The organism is Okeania sp. SIO2B3 (assembly GCF_010672525.1).
Taxonomy (GTDB): Bacteria; Cyanobacteriota; Cyanobacteriia; order Cyanobacteriales; family Microcoleaceae; genus Okeania.
This window is the reverse complement of sequence record NZ_JAAHGH010000077.1, coordinates 16698-37046: the sequence shown is the minus strand read 5'-3', so window position 1 is coordinate 37046 and position 20349 is coordinate 16698. Positions and strand designations below refer to the sequence as shown.

The 20349-nt window shown below is 34.7% G+C and carries 16 protein-coding genes and 2 pseudogenes; 8 read left to right on the top strand and 10 right to left on the bottom strand.

Features of this window, described 5'->3' with window-relative positions; all coding sequences use genetic code 11:
- The first annotated feature begins 455 nt into the window (after nucleotides 1-455).
- Nucleotides 456-686: a Uma2 family endonuclease gene (locus tag F6K15_RS28895; protein ID WP_293067800.1), complete on the top strand. Its 231-nt coding sequence runs from the start codon at nucleotides 456-458 to the stop codon at nucleotides 684-686.
- A 110-nt stretch (nucleotides 687-796) separates the two neighbouring features.
- On the opposite strand, the pseudogene F6K15_RS39130 reads toward F6K15_RS28895, so the two are convergent.
- Both F6K15_RS39130 and F6K15_RS28885 read right to left on the bottom strand, forming a co-directional pair.
- Nucleotides 797-907, bottom strand: a pseudogene (locus F6K15_RS39130) (IS1 family transposase); the annotation flags it as partial.
- Nucleotides 908-965: 58 nt separating this feature from the next.
- Nucleotides 966-1523 (bottom strand): annotated as a pseudogene (locus tag F6K15_RS28885) (RNA-guided endonuclease InsQ/TnpB family protein); the annotation flags it as partial.
- A gap of 134 nt (nucleotides 1524-1657) precedes the next feature.
- Between F6K15_RS28885 and F6K15_RS28880 the strand changes: the two are divergent.
- Together F6K15_RS28880 and F6K15_RS28875 are read left to right on the top strand one after the other, a co-directional pair.
- Nucleotides 1658-1834: a Uma2 family endonuclease gene (locus F6K15_RS28880; protein ID WP_293067797.1), complete on the top strand. Its 177-nt coding sequence runs from the start codon at nucleotides 1658-1660 to the stop codon at nucleotides 1832-1834.
- 344 nt (nucleotides 1835-2178) lie between these two features.
- On the top strand, nucleotides 2179-2823 hold the full coding sequence (locus F6K15_RS28875) for a hypothetical protein (RefSeq protein ID WP_293067796.1): 645 nt from the start codon (nucleotides 2179-2181) through the stop codon (nucleotides 2821-2823).
- Between the two features lie 804 nt (nucleotides 2824-3627).
- On the opposite strand, the gene F6K15_RS28870 is transcribed toward F6K15_RS28875, so the two are convergent.
- The 3 genes from F6K15_RS28870 to F6K15_RS28860 form a co-directional block, all read right to left on the bottom strand.
- Entirely contained in the window at nucleotides 3628-4710 is a 1083-nt protein-coding gene (locus F6K15_RS28870; RefSeq protein ID WP_293067794.1) for a TRAP transporter substrate-binding protein, read from the bottom strand.
- 405 nt (nucleotides 4711-5115) lie between these two features.
- Nucleotides 5116-6204 carry a TRAP transporter substrate-binding protein gene (locus tag F6K15_RS28865; protein ID WP_293067792.1) on the bottom strand — a complete coding sequence of 363 codons (1089 nt, stop codon included), beginning with the start codon at nucleotides 6202-6204 and terminating at the stop codon, nucleotides 5116-5118.
- A gap of 480 nt (nucleotides 6205-6684) precedes the next feature.
- Nucleotides 6685-7794 carry a TRAP transporter substrate-binding protein gene (locus F6K15_RS28860; protein WP_293067790.1) on the bottom strand — a complete coding sequence of 370 codons (1110 nt, stop codon included), beginning with the start codon at nucleotides 7792-7794 and terminating at the stop codon, nucleotides 6685-6687.
- 455 nt (nucleotides 7795-8249) lie between these two features.
- Between F6K15_RS28860 and F6K15_RS28855 the strand changes: the two genes are divergently transcribed.
- Complete coding sequence (locus F6K15_RS28855; protein WP_293067787.1) at nucleotides 8250-9221, top strand: protochlorophyllide reductase; 972 nt, start codon at nucleotides 8250-8252, stop codon at nucleotides 9219-9221.
- A gap of 778 nt (nucleotides 9222-9999) precedes the next feature.
- Entirely contained in the window at nucleotides 10000-10560 is a 561-nt protein-coding gene (locus F6K15_RS28850; protein ID WP_293067785.1) for a DNA-binding protein, read from the top strand.
- Between the two features lie 170 nt (nucleotides 10561-10730).
- Here F6K15_RS28850 and F6K15_RS28845 read toward each other — a convergent pair whose 3' ends face one another.
- From F6K15_RS28845 to F6K15_RS28835, 3 genes are all read right to left on the bottom strand, one after another.
- Nucleotides 10731-11504 (bottom strand): hypothetical protein, encoded by a 774-nt coding sequence (locus F6K15_RS28845; RefSeq protein ID WP_293067782.1) that lies wholly within the window; start codon nucleotides 11502-11504, stop codon nucleotides 10731-10733.
- 231 nt (nucleotides 11505-11735) lie between these two features.
- Nucleotides 11736-13262: a ferredoxin:protochlorophyllide reductase (ATP-dependent) subunit B gene (bchB, locus tag F6K15_RS28840; RefSeq protein WP_293067779.1), complete on the bottom strand. Its 1527-nt coding sequence runs from the start codon at nucleotides 13260-13262 to the stop codon at nucleotides 11736-11738.
- A 693-nt stretch (nucleotides 13263-13955) separates the two neighbouring features.
- Nucleotides 13956-14618: a tetratricopeptide repeat protein gene (locus F6K15_RS28835; protein WP_293067776.1), complete on the bottom strand. Its 663-nt coding sequence runs from the start codon at nucleotides 14616-14618 to the stop codon at nucleotides 13956-13958.
- Nucleotides 14619-15286: 668 nt separating this feature from the next.
- Between F6K15_RS28835 and F6K15_RS28830 the strand changes: the two genes are divergently transcribed.
- Nucleotides 15287-15541 carry a hypothetical protein gene (locus tag F6K15_RS28830; protein WP_293067775.1) on the top strand — a complete coding sequence of 85 codons (255 nt, stop codon included), beginning with the start codon at nucleotides 15287-15289 and terminating at the stop codon, nucleotides 15539-15541.
- A 345-nt stretch (nucleotides 15542-15886) separates the two neighbouring features.
- Here F6K15_RS28830 and F6K15_RS28825 read toward each other — a convergent pair whose 3' ends face one another.
- On the bottom strand, nucleotides 15887-16588 hold the full coding sequence (locus F6K15_RS28825) for a Rid family detoxifying hydrolase (RefSeq protein WP_293067772.1): 702 nt from the start codon (nucleotides 16586-16588) through the stop codon (nucleotides 15887-15889).
- Entirely contained in the window at nucleotides 16557-17003 is a 447-nt protein-coding gene (locus F6K15_RS28820) for a pentapeptide repeat-containing protein (RefSeq protein WP_293067769.1), read from the bottom strand. Before F6K15_RS28820 ends, F6K15_RS28825 begins: the two co-directional genes overlap by 32 nt.
- Nucleotides 17004-18095: 1092 nt before the next feature.
- Between F6K15_RS28820 and F6K15_RS28815 the strand changes: the two genes are divergently transcribed.
- Complete coding sequence (locus F6K15_RS28815; RefSeq protein WP_293067766.1) at nucleotides 18096-18617, top strand: pentapeptide repeat-containing protein; 522 nt, start codon at nucleotides 18096-18098, stop codon at nucleotides 18615-18617.
- A gap of 726 nt (nucleotides 18618-19343) precedes the next feature.
- Complete coding sequence (locus F6K15_RS28810) at nucleotides 19344-20336, top strand: threo-3-hydroxy-L-aspartate ammonia-lyase (protein ID WP_293067763.1); 993 nt, start codon at nucleotides 19344-19346, stop codon at nucleotides 20334-20336.
- Nucleotides 20337-20349 lie beyond the last annotated feature (13 nt).

The following is a 20349-nucleotide window of genomic DNA, read 5'->3' as shown; positions in this document are numbered from 1 at the left end:
AGTTCTGCTGTGATCCACTGTTCCATTGACTGACTTTTGGTTAAACTCTGAGTTTTTATAAATGAGAATACACAATCCCTAGATTTTGTCAAACCTTATGTTAAGAAAGATGTGGGTAATGGATAGCTTGGAAAGGGGGAGGGGAAGACAGGAGAAAAGGGAATGAGCGAGGAGTTAGGAGCGGGCGTTTTGTCCCAAGATTGTTCTGCCCAACTATGCGCCTAAAATACGCTCCATGCATGAGCGTGAAGAGCTGAAACAGGCGCACTTTTTTCGATCCCAAAAAGGCACTTACCTTTATCTGTCAATACTTTTAGATTTAATCAGCAAGCCCTAATTATACACTTGATGAAATCAACTGTTGAGATATTTTCTAGCAGAGGAAGCAAAATTTACAGAGATATTTTGCTGATCTTAATTATATTAATCTACAGCACATTGAAAAACTAATAATTATGAAATTAGCTACAGCATTTATTTCTACTACAGACTATTTTGAAAGGGAAAAAACCAATCCCATTTGCCATGAATATTTCGACGGTGAAATTTTCCCTATGTCTGGTGGCAACGAAGAGTATAATCGTATTGCATTAAATATAGCTAGTTTTTTACGTTTGAATTTACACGGAAGTGGATATAAAACATTTATTGCAGAGATGAAAGTTAAGATCGCTATTTCTGAATAGTTCGGATATTTTTTACTGGCGTTGCTGAATTAAGGTATGATTTGGGAAAAGAGCGATCGCGCTCACTATAAAATAATTTATATTATTTGAAGTTTGGAGTTGGCACATCTCTAAATTTTAGAAGCGTGAATTAATAATTGAATAGAATATTTGAGCATTTCTTCAGACTTAGAATAGCAAAGAGTTTGACGATGTAACCTTGCTAAATAATGTCTTAATAAGCGTATTTTCACCAACAAAATCGAACCATGTATGTTTTACTAATAATTTGATCTCCATCGTTGCTAGTGTCTTAATTCCTAAATCTACACCTACAACTTCTGTAGTTTTTGGTGTTGAAGTCGGAGTAAATTCATAGCTGCAACTTAAATACCATTCACCTGCTTGTCTACTAATAGTTATTTTTTGAGTTGTTGCTTCAATCGGTTCATAAGTTTTGACCTAACCAATAAAAGGTAATTTATGATTCCATCCGTTTAATTCTATTGGCTTTCCAGAATTATCAATTGTGAATGAATCAGACTTACCTTTCTTCTTAAATCTTGGGTATTTACCTAACCCTTGAAAAACCTTTTAAATGCTTCACCCAAGTTAATAAAAGCATATTGATAAACTTTAGACGATAAGTTTTTCATCCAAGGATAAAGTGGTTTTGTGTGATTGGTAAAAACCTCTCTGAGCTTACGGGCGTTTGGTTTATGGCCATCTGTGTAAGCTGCATTCCATAAACTTAAACCCCAGTTGTAGCACCATCTACTATAACCTGCGTGTTGTGCCATCGCCCGTTTTTTGTTGATTATTTAATTTGAGTTTGGTTCTGATGGATTTCATGGAGATTGAGGGCAGCCTATCTAAATGGTATGTTTAGATACTTATTATATCGTTATTCGTTAATTAAGTCAATGCTCTCCTCTTCCACCAAAGAAGTAAATCGGCGATAAAAACGCCTAAATTACCAAAGTTGAGCAAGTTTGCAAGAGTATATATTGGTTTCTCAAACAGAAATGAAGGTAGAAATTTATCGTCCATCAGAAGTTGGTTGTTGGTTTAGAGAAAGTTTAGGAAAGGAAGATTGTTTAAAGTTGAAGTCAGTGGGATTAACTTTCACAATGGCTAATATTTATGAAGAGGTTTTGACTGGAGAATAAGGGTTATTATATAAAGAGGAATTATCACTTATAGTCGCTAATGTGAAAAATTCGATCAAAGAGTATTAACTATACTTCCATATTGCAGTGTAGCTATAGAAATTTTTATAAAATTGAGAGAGTCTCTATCAACTTAATAATTAAAACCAGATTTGTCATATTATTTCACCACATAACTATAACAATCTCAACTAAATTATATCAGAATAATTAACTACTCTAGATTCGCGATTATAATTCTAGTAAATCTATAAAAATAATTGAATACGATCCGGAAAGCCACTCTCTAGAATGGGAAAATAGAATGTAATTAGGCTCACAATAGAGGCACAAAAACATTAAAAATGATTAACTTTCAACCACAGCCAATAGAAGCAAAATTAAGTAAAGATCAATTCATGCCACCATATTTTCCTATCTACATAGTTTTAGATGAAAATCTGCCATATTATCAGAATTTTGCTGCTTGGTTAGAAGCTAAAATTGTCATTCCTGATTTAACTATCCCTATCAATGAAACTTTGCCATTTGTGCTAGAAGCGTTGCAAATAACTTTGGAAACTGAAGGTAACCCTCAAAAAATTTACCCTCTAATTGTAGAAAATATTGATTTATTAGAACCTCATTTAATATACATTTTACGCAAATGGGCGAAGCAAGTTTTTCCTCACATTTGTCAAAATAGAGCAACTACAATTGCTAGCGCATTAGTAAACTTTGGTCGGATTATTTGGGCAGTACCAGATGGAGACTCTGATGTTAACTTAGAAATTGCTTTAGCTTGCTGCGAGTTAGCTTTGGAAGTATTTAATTTGAATGATTTCCCCTATGAATGGGCAATAGTTAATAACAATCTAGCTGTAATTTATCAAACTCGCTGTTATGGAAATTCTACCCATAATCTAATTAAATCTTTTGAACATTATCTACAGGCAAAATTAGTATTTCCAGAGCAAAATCTACCTCAAAAATGGACTGATTTCAGTTAGTATTAGTAAGCTATTCAGGATTTAAACTATATATAGCAGTTTTATTTTAGTTGTGAGATATCCTATATTTTTAGGGAATAGGGAAGAGTAAACAGGGAATATAAAATCTCAATACTTCTTAGCTTATAGCAATTTTATGTGAGGCTGCACAGAATTATGAAATTTATTAACTCGTCTGTCTTAATCTACAGTAAACTCTAATTAAAATATTATTCTATACAACCTATTTGATAGCTATATAATTATGGTAGTCAAGTCTTTTAGCGCATCAATTTTGAGGAAAAATTATCTGAAGGAGTGTTGAATTTTTTGTATTATTTCTCCCCACATCTTGCCTCTTCCCTCCTGTCTCCTGTCTCCTGTCTCCTGTCTCCTGTCTTTTGTACCTCACGCTTTTTGGGAATTGCTATATAACAACGTTGAAACTTCTTTCCTTAGGCCTGGATGTTTGCTGACTCTGCTACTCCAATAAGTCCAGTCTCCATCTAATGGTAATTTATTACCTCTCGGTGTTTTACATCATGTTGTATGAACTTGAAAGGCTAGGTATACCTGCTTTTAGACAGATTTTTACTAGCCAACGAGTCCCACGATAGAAGATGTCCCTTTGACTCAAAAGATAAGTTCCGATCTAATAAATGATATAAAAGCTATTGATTCTGTACGTCGCCAATCCGACGGCTCCCCTACCTGTATGTTGCCAAACTCACAGATCCTCTACCTGGGTCCTATAAAAAGTCTAACTATTTGTAGCAAATATTTATCACCCTTGACATTAGCCATTACCCATTAGCGAACTGAATTTTACTTGCTATCAAGAAAAGAAAACTTAGAAAAACTCAACTCATTAACTTTATTCCAATTAAAAACTTGCTCTCTAAATTTTTTCCACTGCTGATAAACTTCCTTAAAACTCCCATCTTGACTAGCACTTTCCTCATAAAATTCAAAAGCAGCCTTCTGAGCAGCTTGCATAATTTCTGGACTAAAAGCTCTCAACTGAACACTTTTTTCAATCAATCTAGCTAAAGCCTCACGATTCAAAGCATCATATTGAGCTAACATATTCAAATTAGCCTCATAAGCAGCAGTCTGAAAAATTTCCTGATATTCCCTTGGTAAGTTTTTCCAAGCATCCAAATTAACCAATAAATCTAAAGTTGGACCAGGTTCCCACCAGCCAGGATAATAATAATATTTTGCTGCTCTATATAAACCCAACTTTTCATCATCATAAGGTCCGCTAAATTCAGCCGCATCAATAGCTCCTCTTTCTAAAGCTAAATAAACTTCCCCACCAGGTAGCACCTGTACATTTACTCCCAACTTACTCATCACATCGCCCCCTAAACCAGGAATACGCATTTTTAAACCATTAAGATCGGCTAAAGTATTAATCTCTCCCCTAAACCAACCACCCATTTGCGCTCCAGTATTACCAGCAGGAAAGTTGATAATATTAAACTGAGCATAAACATTTTGGATAGCTTCTAGACCCCCACCATGATATAGCCAAGCATTTTGTTGTTGAGCAGTAAAGCCAAAAGGAACAGAAGTAGCAAACACCAGAGCAGGATTTTTACCTTTATAGTAATAACTAGGAGTATGACCACACTGTACAGTTCCCTGTTGCACAGCATCCAAAACTTCCAACCCTCCGACTATTTCACCCGCTTGATAAGGAGTAATAGTAAATCTGCCATTGGTCAAAGCTGCTACGCGATCGCAAATCTTCTGCACTCCACCAAACAAAGTCTCAAGAGATTTTGGCCAACTCGTTGTCATTCTCCATTTTATATGTTGTGGTTCAGTTTGACTCAATGCAGGTAAAGCAATAGCACTTGTAGCAGCAACAGTAGTATAACTAATTAGGTTTCGACGTTTCATTATTTATCTATTTTATGTGTTATTTGTTTATAGCAACCACTAGAGCGGTTAAGACATTCTCGCTCCTCTCAAATTTAGTCACCGCAAAAATTTTACTTATAACTTCTGACTTCTAACTTCACTTTAGGGAGTTACCGAATAATTAATAATTAATAATTAATAATTAATAATTAATAATTAATAATTAAATAATTCGCGCCTTGAAGCCTCCCCTTTTAAGGGGAAAAAAAAAGAAAATATTCCTTATATTCAATTCCGTAACGGTTTTAACCAGAGGTAATTATCAATTATCCATTATCAATTAATGAAATGATCTCCGGATAAGAGCGTAATCAAAAGTTTTTTGATTTCTTCTTCTTTCTTCCCTCCTGACTCCTGACTCCTTCGTCATTTATTTATAACTGTTCAACCGGACATGATATTATTGAACGAAAATTGAGCAAAACTCAACTCATTAACTTTATTCCAATTAAAAACTTGCTCTCTAAATTTTTTCCACTGTTGATAAACCTCCTTAAAACTACCATCTTTGCTAGCATTTTCCTCATAAATCTCAAAAGCAGCCTTCTGAGCAGCTTCCATAATTTCTGGGGTAAAAGCCCTTAATTGGACACCTTTTTCAATCAATCTCGGCAACGCTTTACCATTCAAAACATCATATTGAGCCAACATATTCAAATTAACTTCATAAGCAGCAGTCTGAAAAATTTCCTGATATTCTTTTGGTAACTTATTCCAAACATCCAAATTAACTAATACATCTAAAGTCAGACCAGGTTCCCACCAGCCAGGATAATAATAATATTTTGCAGCCTTATATAAACCCAATTTCTCATCATCATAAGGCCCAGTAAATTCAGCCGCATCTATAGCTCCTCTTTCTAAAGCTAAATAAACTTCTCCACCAGGTAACACCTGCACATTTACTCCCAATTTACTCATCACATCTCCTCCCAAACCAGGAATGCGCATTTTTAAACCATTGAGGTCAGCCAAACTATTAATTTCTTGCCTAAACCAACCACCCATTTGTGCCCCTATGCCACCTGCAGGGAAGTTAATCGCATTAAAATCAGCATAAATTTTTTGCATTGCTTCTAGACCCCCTCGATGATATAGCCAAGCATTCTGTTGTTGGGTAGTAAAACCAAATGGAACAGTAGTTGCAAATGCTAAGGCAGGATTTTTGCCTTTATAGTAAAAACTACTTGTATGACCACATTGTACGGTGCCTTGTTGTACAGCATCTAAAACTTCCAATCCTCCGACTATTTCACCAGCTTGATAAGGAGTAATAGTAAATCTGCCATTGGTCAAAGCTGCTACGCGATCGCAAATCCTCTGCGCTCCACCAAACAAGGTATCGAGAGATTTCGGCCAACTCGTCGTCATTCTCCATTTTATTTGTTGGGGTTCGGTTTGACTCAATGCAGGTAAAGCAACTGCACTTGTAGCAGCAACAGTAGCATAACTAATTAGGTTTCGACGTTTCATTATTTATTTATGTCTTATAGCAAGGAACATGGAATAGGTATGGAGGGAACAGTGGGAAAAACACTTCCGTTGTCTAAGATTCATCATCAGTAATTGTCAAGAGCCAATTCTTTCTTAACTAGGGTTTGCGCTCATAAAGTCTTTTTGCTGAGGCAGGGAATAGGGAATAGGGAATAGGGAATAGTTAAGAGTCAGGAGTTTAGGGGAGTTATAGAGGAAGTCCTTGAAATAATGGTTTCTTGATTTGTCTGCCTCGCGTACTCCAAAATACTCATTTTTTCAACTCTATATAACCGAAAAGCTGGTACTTTTTCCAGACCTAAAATTGCTCAAACCAATATCAGTCAATACTTTGATATTTAATTAGCAAACCCTAACTATATTTATTTATAGCAATCGCTAGAGTAGTTAAGACATTCTCGCTCCTCTCAAATTTAGTCAGTGGTGGTAATTCTAACTTCTAACTTCTGAATTCTGACTTCACTTTAGTGAATTATTGAACGTAAACTGAGCAAAACTCAATTCATTAATAGCATTCCATTTATAAATCTGTTCTCGGAACTTTTTCCACTGTTCGTAGACTTCTTTAAAGGTTGCATCCTGACTAGCTTTCTCTTCATAAAATTCAAAAGCTGCTGTTTGTGCTGCTTGTAAAATTTCTTGACTGTAAGGACGTAACTCAGTACCCTTTGCAATTAATTCTGCTAGTGCTGCCCCATTTAAAGCGTCATATTTAGCTAACATATTTATATTCGCTTGATATGTAGCTGTCTTAAAAGCTTCCTGATATTCTTTTGGCAACTGATTCCATTCATCCAGATTAACTTGCACCTCAAAAGTCGGACCAGGTTCCCACCAACCAGGATAATAATAGTATTTCGCAGCATTATTCAAACCTAATTTCTGGTCATCATAAGGACCTACCCATTCAGCAGCATCAATAGCACCCCGCTCTAAAGCCAGATAAATTTCACCACCAGGAATAACTTGAGTATTTACTCCTAATTTTTTCATTACCTCCCCACCGAAACCAGGGATACGCATTGTTAAACCTTTCAGGTCGTTAACAGTATTAATCTCTCGCTTAAACCAACCCCCCATCTGTACTCCACTATTACCTGCGGGGAAACTAATAATATTAAAGTCAGAATAAAGCTTGTGCATTATTTCTAGCCCTCCACCATGATAATACCAGGCATTTTGTTGTTGGGCAGTTAAGCCAAACGGAACAGTTGTGCCAAATGCAAGGGCTGGATTTTTGCCAACATAATAGTAGCTAGCAGTATGGCCACATTGTACTGTACCTTGTTGGACAGTCTCTAAAACTTCTAACCCTCCCACTATCTCGCCTGCGGAATAGGGTGTAATTTCAAATTTGCCATTGGTCATTGCTGCGACGCGATCGCACAGGGTTTGTGCCCCACCAAAAATTGTATCTAGGGAGCGAGGCCAACTCGTGGTCATTCTCCATTTTATAGAGGGTAAGCTATTGTCGGTAGAGGTAGTTTGAGTAGTGGTTTGACTACAAGCTGCCAAAGTTGCAACACTTGCAGCACCTGCAACATGGTTAATAAGTTTTCTTCGTTTCATTAGATTTTTATAGTTAGTATTTCAAATTTTTCTGTATTTTTAAGCACATTTTATTGAAAATAGCACGTTTATATTACCATAGCCTTTCACAAATATCTAAATCTATATCTATATCTATATAGAGGTCAAGACTTACGCAGAGACTGTACATAATAGCTAGGGCGAATGGTATTCGCCCCTACAAATGGTGGTGAAAAAGTCAATTTTCGTAAGTCCTAGAGATATTTAGAGCTTCAAGATTTTTGAGCTGCAAATACTATATGTAGTGTACCAGGATAGTTTAAATCAGTCTTATGTAGTGTTTTGTGTAATATTATGTTTGGGTCCTTAATTAGATTCAATAGACCTCTCCGGAAAAGAGGGAGTAGGGGGAAAGAATTGATAATTTCTGTAGACCCTGGTTTCTGGTAAAATCATGGGATTAGTGAATCGCATTTTACAAAATCTCATTGATAATGGAACAAAATCACAAATCAACAGTAGTAATTACGGGTGCATCGTCAGGGGTGGGTTTACACGCAGCGAAAGCTCTAGCGAAAACAGGTCAATGGTATGTAGTGATGGCTTGTCGAGACCTCTCCAAAGCAGAAAAAGTTGCCCAAGAAGTAGGTATGGCAAAAGATAGCTACACTGTTATGCACCTAGATTTGGCTAGTCTAGATAGTGTACGACGGTTTGTGAATACTTTCAGAGAAAGTGGTAGGTCTTTAGAAGCTTTGGTTTGCAACGCTGCGGTATATTTGCCTCTATTAAAAGAACCGATGCGTAGTCCAGATGGGTATGAGTTGAGTGTGGCGACAAATCATCTGGGACATTTTCTCCTATGTAACATTATGTTAGAGGATTTGAAACAGTCTCCTGCTGCGGATAAAAGATTGGTAATTTTGGGAACTGTGACAGCTAATCCGAAAGAGTTGGGAGGAAAGATTCCAATTCCAGCACCTCCAGATTTGGGAAATCTTCAGGGTTTTGAAGCAGGTTTCAAAGCTCCTATTTCTATGATTAATGGCAAAAAGTTTAAGTCTGGAAAGGCTTATAAAGATAGTAAACTCTGTAATGTCTTGACAATGCGGGAGTTACATCGGCGTTATCACGAGTCAACGGGGATTGTTTTTAGTTCTCTATATCCTGGATGTGTGGCAGATACGCCTCTATTCCGAAATCATTATCCTTTGTTCCAGAAAATTTTCCCGCTATTCCAGAAAAATATTACTGGGGGATATGTTTCTCAAGATTTGGCAGGAGAAAGGGTTGCTGCTTTAGTTAAAGATCCTGAGTATAAGGAGTCTGGAATGTATTGGAGTTGGGGAAATCGCCAAAAGAAAGATCGTCAATCTTTTGTGCAAGAAGTTTCTGATGAAGCGAGTGATGATGATAAAGCGATTAAGCTTTGGGAATTAAGTTCAAAGTTGGTAGGGTTGGCTTAGTTTTTTAATTGAGATAGTAATAATTCCCGCGTTCTCTTAATCAGAGAGCGTAGGGATTTTTGTTAACCAGAAATTAGCAAAATCTATAACCGACCAAGAAGATTTTTACGAGTTTCGAGAACAGCAAAGTTGACAGATACAGCCAGCTTTTGCAAGCAAATTTATCAGTATTTCGCCTACCTTATACTGGCGAAAACAAATACTTTATTTAATTGAACTTCTAGCTAAAAATAATGATGAAAAATTATTGATAAATATAGATTACAGAGCGATAAAAATTTCACTTTGCCTCTGTGTCATTATCTATTCAAAATTTTACTGATCAAGACGATCCTATTTTAATAATTTGGCACTTTGTTGTAAGAAACCCTAAAACTTCAATTTTTCTTCTAGATAATTTTATTTGATAACGAATAATTCGATCACCTTAAGCTCAATTTTTTTATTAGTAATCAGTCAACAAAGAGATAAAATTATATCTTCACTAATATGCATTTTTACCTTGATACTTTCGATGATGCCTAAATTATCTTGATCGAATAAACTTAGCTTTATTTTAAGCAACTTGATATCTATAGAGTCAAATTTAGTTATCTTTGTAATAGTCTTTTCATGGTTTAGAGTGTTTAAGAATCAATTTAATTATTTATTATAGAGAAAGTTGAAATAATTTTTCTATTCCTGTTGCCAATCATTGATTTTTCTGCTAAATTCAAGATTAGCTAGTCTAAGTATTTTATAATTTCAATATATAATTTAAAACCCTAACGTTATAGTTATGACTGTCTCATTAGTTAGTACTACACAAGCAGCTTTTCTACTAAATATTTCAACAGGTAGATTGCGGTTTTTGCTGAATAAAGGTCGTGTTATCGGCGCTCGAAAAGTCAAAAGATTTTGGCATATTCCTCTCAACCATCGCGGAATGCCAGAGATTACACCAGGTCGTCGTGGTCCTGAAGGTAGTTGGAATAAACTTCAACGCAAAGCTAAGACTATTGTTCATGTTCTGCGAAAGACTATTGACTACAACCGAGACAATGGAACTTCTCATCCAGTGGTTGCGGTGAAAGTCGGAGATAAAAAGGCTTATTGCCATGCCCTGAAAATTAACGGACCTTGCCAAATTGTTTATGAACCGCATAACCCGAACAAAAGTCAAGCCGGGGGAGCTCGTCTGTGGATTGAAGTAGATCCAGAACATATAGTAGAACGAAAATATTTTGTTAATGGAGATTATGGTCCGCCACCGGAAGTAGTTCAGCAGCGTGCAAAAACTAAGAAATCAAAAAGTAAGAAGAAAAATTCTAAAAACAAAGGAAAGAATAAAACCAGTTAGCTAGATAGTCAGCCTGGAAATAGAGAATTTCAATAGCAGTTTATGGGTACTGTTCTATTTTTTGTTGTCTATAAATCGTCACTTGTCCAGCCTATTAACTCAGAAAATTGAGCATCTATTTAGCGATCGCTGTTACTAGATACGATTTACCGCAAAGAAAATGTTATCGCTTACGCAGAATATTGTTGTGAATAGTTCAAAGATAACTGATAAAGACATAAGTATCCTAAAATTTTTGTAATAGGTATAAGTATTTGAATGTTAGTAAAAGACAACATTAAGTTACTATTTTCTGTTTTTGTAATATCTTTAAACTTTACTTTTCCCATCTTGTTATGGTATATTTCAGTATCTTCACTCATAGTACAACAGAAAATATCTATAAATAATAGAGATTGTTTGAGATGTGCATTGTAATATGAAACTAAATCAATTTCATCTTCATTGAAGATACCTATTTTGTTAAAAGCAATATCATAACTTTTATCCTCAATTAAATTTGATTTGTAAACTTCAATATATTCTCTACCTTCTGTGATTATGCGATCTTCTGTTCTTATGCTAGGCAAATCAATTTCAGGAAAAACTTGTCCTAAAATATTGATATGAGACTCTATACCTTTTATAAATAGTATAGTAAATTCCCTTTTTTCTTTTCTATCAGTTAAATACCTAAGCAAAGTATTAACTAGAAATATACCTCCTGCTGTTGCTAAAGCAGTTACTAATGGAAAATTAATTATATTCTGATATGTTTCAAGAAACCTGTTTATATTATCAACATTTACTAATATTATTTCAAAAATAAACATTAAAAATATACAAGAGATACTAGAAATTACCATCCCCAACGAATTTTTTCTAAACACAAAATATGCTAAAACTATTAATCCAAAAAAAAGGCCAGTCATTGCAGGGATAATATCTTGCAGTTGAGCGATCATAATCTTATCTATATTAAAAACTTTAGTTTCTCTAGAAATCAGACCGTATTACGTTAAACCAAATTCCATCATATAAAATCATTATCAAAAATTTCCATAAAAAAAGGTGGGGAAAACCCACCCTAAAATTAACAACAATTATAGCAGTCGCTATTATTACTAGAATATTTTCAAACTTAGTAATAGCAAAAATTTAACTTCTAACTTCTGACTTCTGACTTCTGACTTCAACTAAGCACCAACAGATTCTTTTGCAGCATACATAACTTCCAAAGAAATCTGCTCAAAACCACGTTCTCTGGCAAACTTTTCTGTATTTCGCTTCACCTTACCCCGGACAAAACCAGGCACTTTATTCAATTCTGCCTTTGCTTCCTTCGTCCAATTCAAATCAGAATCAGCAGAAATACTCTTAGTAATAACCTCCTTAGTATCATGCCCGCCAAATATTTCTAACAGATGATCTTCCATTCCTAAAGTAAAGGAGTTGTAAACCAAATCGGCAATTTGATTAGTTCCCTCATAACCCATAAATGGTTTATAACCAATGGGAAAATTCTGAATATGAATCGGTGCCGCAATTACACCACAAGGAATATTCAACCTTTTACCAACATGACGCTCCATTTGTGTGCCAAAAATTGCCGCAGGTTCCACACGAGCGATCGCATCCCCAATCTCTCCATTATCTTCAGTAATTAAAACTTCATCGCAATATTCACTTACCTGTTCCCGGAACCAGTCAGCATCATATTTACAATAAGTACCTGCCCAAACTACATGAATACCCATTTCCCGCGCCAAAATTTTTGTCAGAGCAGCAGCATGAGTATTATCCCCAAATACCACTACTTTTTTACCAGTTAAATTTTGACAGTCAATGGAACGAGAAAACCAAGCTGCTTGAGAAACGTGCAAAGTTTGATTATCAATAAATTCTTCATAGTCAACATTGGCACCTTGAGCATTAACTACCTGCTGAATTTTACGAATACAACGAGCAGTTTCCACTACACCCATAGGAGTAATGTCAATATAAGGAGTTCCAAACTCAGACTCTAAATATTTGGCTGCCATTATCCCCAGTTCGCGATAGGGTGTGAGATTAAACCAAGCGCGAGGTAGATTTTTTAAGTTGTGAACCGAAGCACTTTCGGGAATTACTTCATTAACTTCGATACCTAAATCTGCCATTAAGCGTTTTAATTCAGTGCAGTCATGTTGGTTATGGAAACCCAGGGTAGAAACACCAATGATATTAACAGAAGGTTTTTCAGTTTTCCCTTCTGGAAGTTCCCCTTTCTTTTTCGCCTTCTCAATATAATATTTAACGATTTGCTGCAAAGTGCTGTCCGCTGCTTGGAGTTCGTTAACGCGGTAATGGTTAACATCTGCCAGCATTACATCACCTTTGGCATCTATTTGAGCGCGTTCGACAAAATTTTCTAGGTCTTCTTGCAAAATGCTGGAGGTACAGGTAGGAGTAAGAACAATTAAATCTGGAGTTTCTTCGTTATCTTTACGGATGATATTATCTACTACTTTTTCTTGAGAACCCCGCGCCAATACATTACGGTCAACTACACTGGTGGTGACTGGTGTATAATTACGTTCTCTTTCTAACATAGAGCGCATGACATTGAAATAGTCGTCACCGAGAGGAGCGTGCATGATGGCGTGAACGTTTTTGAAGGAACTGGCAACACGCAATGTGCCAATGTGAGCAGGACCTGCATACATCCAGTAGGCTAATTTCATCTAAATTTTCTCCGTTTTGTTGTTAATAATTATGGATTTGTTTGTTAGTTTGATTTTCTCAGATTTTGATGTCTTTTACCTATCAAATTTAGTCACAGCAAGAATTTAACTTCTGACTTCAGCTATAGTTTGCCACTAAAGCAATAAAATTTTGTTTTATTTAAGTATTCTTAATTTTTAGGTTAATTTCTGTTAATTACGGACAGAAAAGGTTGACAATTATTTGATATGGGTATACCAAAAGAGCGACCGCTAATTTTGAGTATGCGATCGCCCTCCACAAAAATATTAATTAGGGTTTGCTGATTAAATCTCAAAGTATTGACTGATATTGGTAAGTGCCTTTTTCAGAACTGAAAAAGTACCTAGTGTTTGGTTATTGTTGTCTCAAAATGGTAAAGTTTTGATCCTGACAATACCGAAAATTTGACCGTAGCAGATCGTTTAAACTGTTCCCTGTTCCCTGTTCCCTGTTCCCTATCGTCACCATCAGACTTTTTCAGCAAGCCCTAATTAATAATTTTTTCAGGAATATAATTTAACTATAGCAATCAGGAATCAGTTGTGAGAATTTAGATGTTCCTTAAAAGTATAGAATATAGCAATTATTATATTCATAATGATACATTTTTTTCTTATTCTCTGTTCTCTGTTCCCTGTTCCCTAAAAGTTTTCAATATCTCACAACTCAAATCATATTGCAATAGAAACTAATGCTTGAAATCGTGGATCGAAAGAAAGATTTTCACAATCTGGGTCTTCTTTTACCCAGTCTTTTACTTCCGGTTCTAAATTAATAGCTTGTTCCAAACTTTTAAGAGCCTGGTCAATCTTATTTTGTAAAGCATAACAGCAAACTTTGTTGTATAAAAGCCACCCATCATCTGGTATACATTCTATAGCTTTATCAAAGCAAATCATCGCTTCATCATATTCGTCAAAATTTATCAAAGCCCATCCTTTATCTTCCCAAAGAGGTGCTAAATCATCTCTATCTCTCAAAGCTTTACCTTCTTTCACAGATGTCTCGTACCATTCAAGAGCTTGATTGTGGCATTCAATTGCAGCTTCATATTTTTCTAAAGCACTGAGAGTTAATCCTTTATTTCTTAACCCTGTATAAGTATCAAAAGAATCCTCTGGTTGCTCCAATGCTTGTTCATACATAGCAAGAGCTTCTTCATATCTTTCTAAACCTAAAAGGGCACTACCTCTAGTATTAATTGGAACAAATTGATTAAAGTAGTCTGGCTCTAGTTCAAATGCTTTGTCTAAAGCAGCAAGTCCTTCCTCAAAATTGCCATCTTCTGTTTCTTCTAGAGCTTTTTGTAGTAACTCTTCAGCTTCATTGGACATATTTATCGAGCCTCTATAAATAAAACGGATTTTTCCAGCAGCTTCTCACAAATAAAGAGATGATTTTCTGTCCTGTAATTATTCTTAATATTTTCTAGAGTTCAAAAATAACATAAAATATAATCAAATTACCATTAACTTAGTATAGATGTTTCAAACTATTATGGTAGTAAAAACATTCAATTTGTAAATACTTTTGATAAATCAGTTTTAATTAGAGGCATTGCTGAATTAAGGAATGACAGTAGGTTTATAGGGAATAGGGAACAGTTAATATTAACAAGTAGTTCAAAGCATCCAAAATACAAAATCCAAAATACAAAATTATCAAATCATACCCAGAATCAGCAACGCCCAATTAGAGAAATTTAAAGTAGGAAGATAATAAAGCAATTATCCCACTGTTATTAGTCTACTTACAGAAGATTTTAAACTATGTCAACCTTTTGAAACTTATCATGGAATAGCAGGTTCCGATCTTCTGTTTCTTGTTCAAATCGCAATTTCTATAAATGATGCTAAACGAAGGAAAGTTACAAATTAGTTGAGCGCTAATTAGAATTAGCACTGCTGCATTCTTCTTAGTTTGGTCGATTGAAAAAATTATTTATCCTGAAGTAACTCAAAGAATATTTCAGAAATTTTACTTCTTAAGTATTTATAATTCTATGTCTGTAGGGATAGGAATTATTCAAACTTTAATTACTCTCATTTTTCTAGTAGGATTATTCAAAACTTTTTCCTATGGAGCGTTGTTAAGAATGCACCTTGTTTCTGTACTTTCTACCTACAAACAATTATTTAATCCTTATGCACCAGGAAATCACTTATTTTGGGCTGCTGTACCTGTACTAGCAGCAATAATTGCCTTATTTATATTACGAAATGAAGATCGATTATTAACATTAAATCGTTATCTATAGCATGGAATAGGGAACATCAGGAAAAACATTTCCCTGTCTAAAGATTATTATCAGTCTATTTACTAACCTAGTAGAGAATATTCCGTTCTGTTAAATACTGAATAAATAAGGAAGTAGGAAGCAGGGAAAATACAGAAATTTACTGTTGAAGCTAAAGGTTCGGTTTTTTCCAGATTGCTTTAAACGGACATGATATAACTATTTGTGTCTCGCAAATATTCCTATATTTAGCTATGTTCAGACTTTAACAGACATCTCCAATAAGAAAAAATAAAATCAATTATCATAGATAAATTATCAATTATTTCCCCCTAGTCCCTACTCCCTCTTTTCTGGAGATGTTTATTATACTACTGCAATACAGTCAATTTCTACAAGTACATCTTTGGGTAAACGAGCAACTTCTACACAAGCGCGAGTGGGAGCGTTTTCAGGGTCGAAGTATTTGGCGTAGACGCTGTTAACTGTGACAAAGTCGTTCATATCTTTGAGGAAAACAGTGGTTTTGACAACATTTGACCAAGTAGCTCCTGCTGCGGTGAGGATAGCTTCCAGGTTTGTCATTACTTGTTCTGTTTGTTTGGTTACGTCGTCGGTGTAGACTATTTGATTGATTCTAGTGTCGATCGCTATTTGACCGGATATGAAAATCATTTGACCTGTGGCAGCGATCGCTTGATTATATGGGCCAACTGGTTCTGGTGCTTTGTCGGTTTTGATTATTTTGCGGGTTGTAGTAGGTGTTATTGTTTCTGTTTTTTGTTGGTTATCAATTGGTGTTTCTGCTTTGGTAAATTTTTCATCATTGGGCATTATGGTATCAGTAAAGTCTGCATCTTTTATTTTCCATCCATAAGTTTTAGCACCAGATAAATTTGCTTTACTAAGATTAGCTCCTTCTAAGTCTGCTCCTATCAAGTTTGCTCCTTGTAAATTTGCCCTTTCTAAATTAGCTTCTCTCAAAGAAGCTTTATTAAAGTTTGTATTAGTAAAGTCTGACTTTTTCAAATTTGCATTATCTAAATTTAGTATGACTAAAATTAGCATTTGGAAAATCTCCTTTACTCAAGTCTGCTTCTTGAAGTTCTGCTCTAGTAAAATTTGAATTTTCACCTTTTACATAGACTAGATTTGCATTTTTTAAAGATGAATTGCTAAAGTTTGTTTGTATAACTTCAGTATAGCTTAAATTTATTCTATCCAAGTATGCCTCTGACAAATTTGCACAGGAAATATTTGCTTTATATAAATTTGCTTTAGTGAGGTCAGCTCCTGATAACTTTGCATTGTTTAACTTAGCTTCTGTTAGATTTGTTTGACTTAAATCTGCTTTTAATAAGTCTGTTCCAAGGAAATTTACTCCAGTTAAATCTTTTCCTTCAAGGTCTATTCCCATGAGTTTTTTTGACTTGAAGTCTCTTTCTCCTGCTTCATATTTTTCTAGAATTTCTTTAGCATCCATAATTTACCTCTTGATTAACTTTTTCCTATTTTACCACGATTGACATTTAATAATTTATCGATCAATTAATTTACTATCTAGAAGGTATGGAGAAAATAATTTTTAAAATGATATTAGAATATCCAATATTAGTATTTGCAATGGGTTACGGTGGATAGAAATTTTATTGGCCGATATGTTTAAATTTTTCCCGCCTTTTTCCTACGGAATACTTTTGATGTCGCGCAGTATTAACACAGTTGTGCCCCAGCAAAACCTACCCTGCAAAAGAGGCACAAATTGAATATTTTATCGATAAAATTTCTCTAAATTATATTTATATAAATAAAATCATTAATCTCTCGTTTCAAGAATTTATAATTTAGAATGCGCGAATTTATAATTACCTCTTTTTGAAAACGGATAGGATTGACGAACAGGAAAAATTTTATTTATTATCCCTTTAAAAAGGGAGGCTTTAAACCACAATATTTCGATAACATATTTTTCAAATTCACCTCAAAATTCAACTACTAACTAACAGCAAAAATAACTTGATTAATTGTCATAATTATAGTTTTATTGTAAGCATTTCCTGCGGACTGCTGCGCAAACAGATATTAGCGGTCAGCTATTCCGTTTGTCATGCTGCGCAAACAGCTTTTTAATAGACATCTCCTCCATTCATAGGGAGTAAAGGTAGGGAGTAGGGGGAAAGAATTGATAATTGCTGTGCGATAATTGATTTGATTTGTTATGATTGGAGATGTCTAATGAATAAAGCAAGCATTCATTTAATTTCTACTACATTCTCAACCAGAGATTCGTACTCTAAAGCTTTGATAAAATTGCTTTTTTCTCCTTTAAAGGTAATAAAGCTGTTTGCGTAGCATTCCGTAGGAATAGCTGATAGCTGACTGCTGTTTGCGCAGCATTCCGCAGGAAATGCTGAGGTTTTATTAACATTTTTTTACTTTGGTAGAACAGAAATTGAGTAGCAAGTCATTAAAAATCCAGACATTTAAAATTTTAATAAAAACAATTGTGCAGTATTACCAATACCACATCACTATATAATATTATAGATGTAAATATCGATAAAAATTAACCACTATGAAATTGCCAAAAATTACTACTATTACCCTGTTAATAATTGCCGGATTAACTACGCCAATTCTAGCAGAAAATGTCAATGATATCCGAAAATTTTTAGACAACCCATCAGCAGTTTGTCAAGGATGCAACCTCAGTGGAGCTGACCTTAGTAATATCAGACGACGAGGTGCAAAACTTAGACAAGCTAACTTAACAAATGCCGACTTAAGCAAAAGTAATTTTAGTGCTTCTTACTTTACTTGTGCTGACTTAGCTGATGCTAACCTGCAAAATACTAACCTCCAATGGTCTAATTTAGTGGATGCTAATCTCCGTGGAGTTGACCTCAGAGGTGCTGACCTCAGCAAGACTGATTTAAGTGGTGCTATTTTCGAGGGTGCTTTAACAGAAGGAGTAATATTAGAAGGAGCAAAAATGCCTGATGGAGCCACTATTTATGATGGCCGTGGTTTAGAATCATTTGAACCTAGACCAATTTTATCTCAAGCACGAGTTCAATGTCTGGGAGACCAAAAATAGTCTTATATCATTTCTCAAAAATTTTTCAACTTGGCTATTGAGTAGGGGAGTGGGGGAGAATTCATTAATGGATAATGGATAATTGATAATTGATAATTACCTCGGGTTTTAACCGTTACGGAATTGAATATAAGGAAATATTATTTCTCTTTTCCCCTTAAAAGGGGAGGCTTTAAACCATAATTATTTGATTATTAATTATTAATTATTAATTATTCGGTAAACATAAGAATAATTACAGCAAATTGCAGGTATATGAGGTACAAATATAAATCGTAAAGTTTTTGTAGTGCGGGCATCTTGCCCGCGACTGGTGTACCTCACTAATATAAAATACGCTGTAACATTAACTTAGTTGAAATTAGCAAAAAAATTCCATGCACATAAGTTAATTACTTAATAACTGAAGTGTTGCCTAAGTAGAGAATTAATACATAAAAATTGGTATTAAATTTTGAATTTCGGTTGAATAATAAAATCCCAAACTCTCGATATAATATAACTTCAAGTTATGATTAATTAGTTTGGAATTATATCGTAAGCATTCAGCGGTCAGCTATAAGTTATTAGCTCATTATCGCACCGAAGGAGGAATTAGTCTCCAAGGAGTGAAATATGTTTTCTTCCGCATTCCCCACCGAAAGAAAAAGGTTATATGACCCCAAAATTAATGGCTTAATGCTTACATAAATGATAATTATTAATTGTTGAATATTATCTAAAAATATGTCTATTTATACCTCAAAATCTGCCAATCATTTTGTAGTTAATTACAATGATATTACCACAGCAGCTAATCGTTTATCTTCGGTAGCTCATCGCACGCCTGTAATAACTTCAACAACTGTAAATAAACTAACTAACTGTCAAGTATTTTTCAAGTGTGAAAATTTTCAACGTACAGGTTCATTTAAATTTAGAGGAGCTTACAACGCTCTATCTCAACTATCAGAAATTCAAAAAAAATCGGGGGTATTAACCTATTCTTCGGGAAATCATGCTCAAGCGATCGCCTTATCAGGAAAATTATTAAATATTCCCACAACTATAGTTATGCCCGACAACGCTCCACAAGTAAAAAAAACAGCTACTCGTGGTTATGGAGCAGAGATAATTTTCTATGATGTAAATGAAATAAATAGAGAAAAATTAGCTCAAAAAATTGCTCAAGAAAAAGGTTCGGTTATTATTCCTCCTTATGATAATTATGATATTATTGCCGGACAAGGTACAACGGCTTTAGAATTAATTGAAGAAGTAGGAAATTTAGATTTACTATTAGTATGTTGTGGTGGGGGAGGTTTACTTTCCGGTTGCGCGATCGCTGCTAAAAATTTATTACAAAACTGTCGAGTTATTGGCGTGGAACCGAAAAATGCGGATGATGCAACTCGGTCTTTTTACTCTAAAACGCTACAAACTATATCTAATCCCAATACTATTGCTGATGGTGCTAGAACACCTTATTTAGGAAAGTTAAATTTCCCATTAATTTTGAATTATGTTGATGATATGGTGACAGTTTCAGAGGAAGAAATTTTAAGAACAATGTATTTTTTGTGGGAGAGAATGAAATTAGTAATAGAACCTACAGGAACATTGGCAGCAGCAGCTTTATTAGAAGGTATTGTTAAAGTTTCTGGTGTGAGAGTAGGGGTAATTATTAGTGGAGGAAATGTAGATTTAAAACAGATGGGAGAATTGTTTAATAGGATTTAGGTTATAGGGTGTC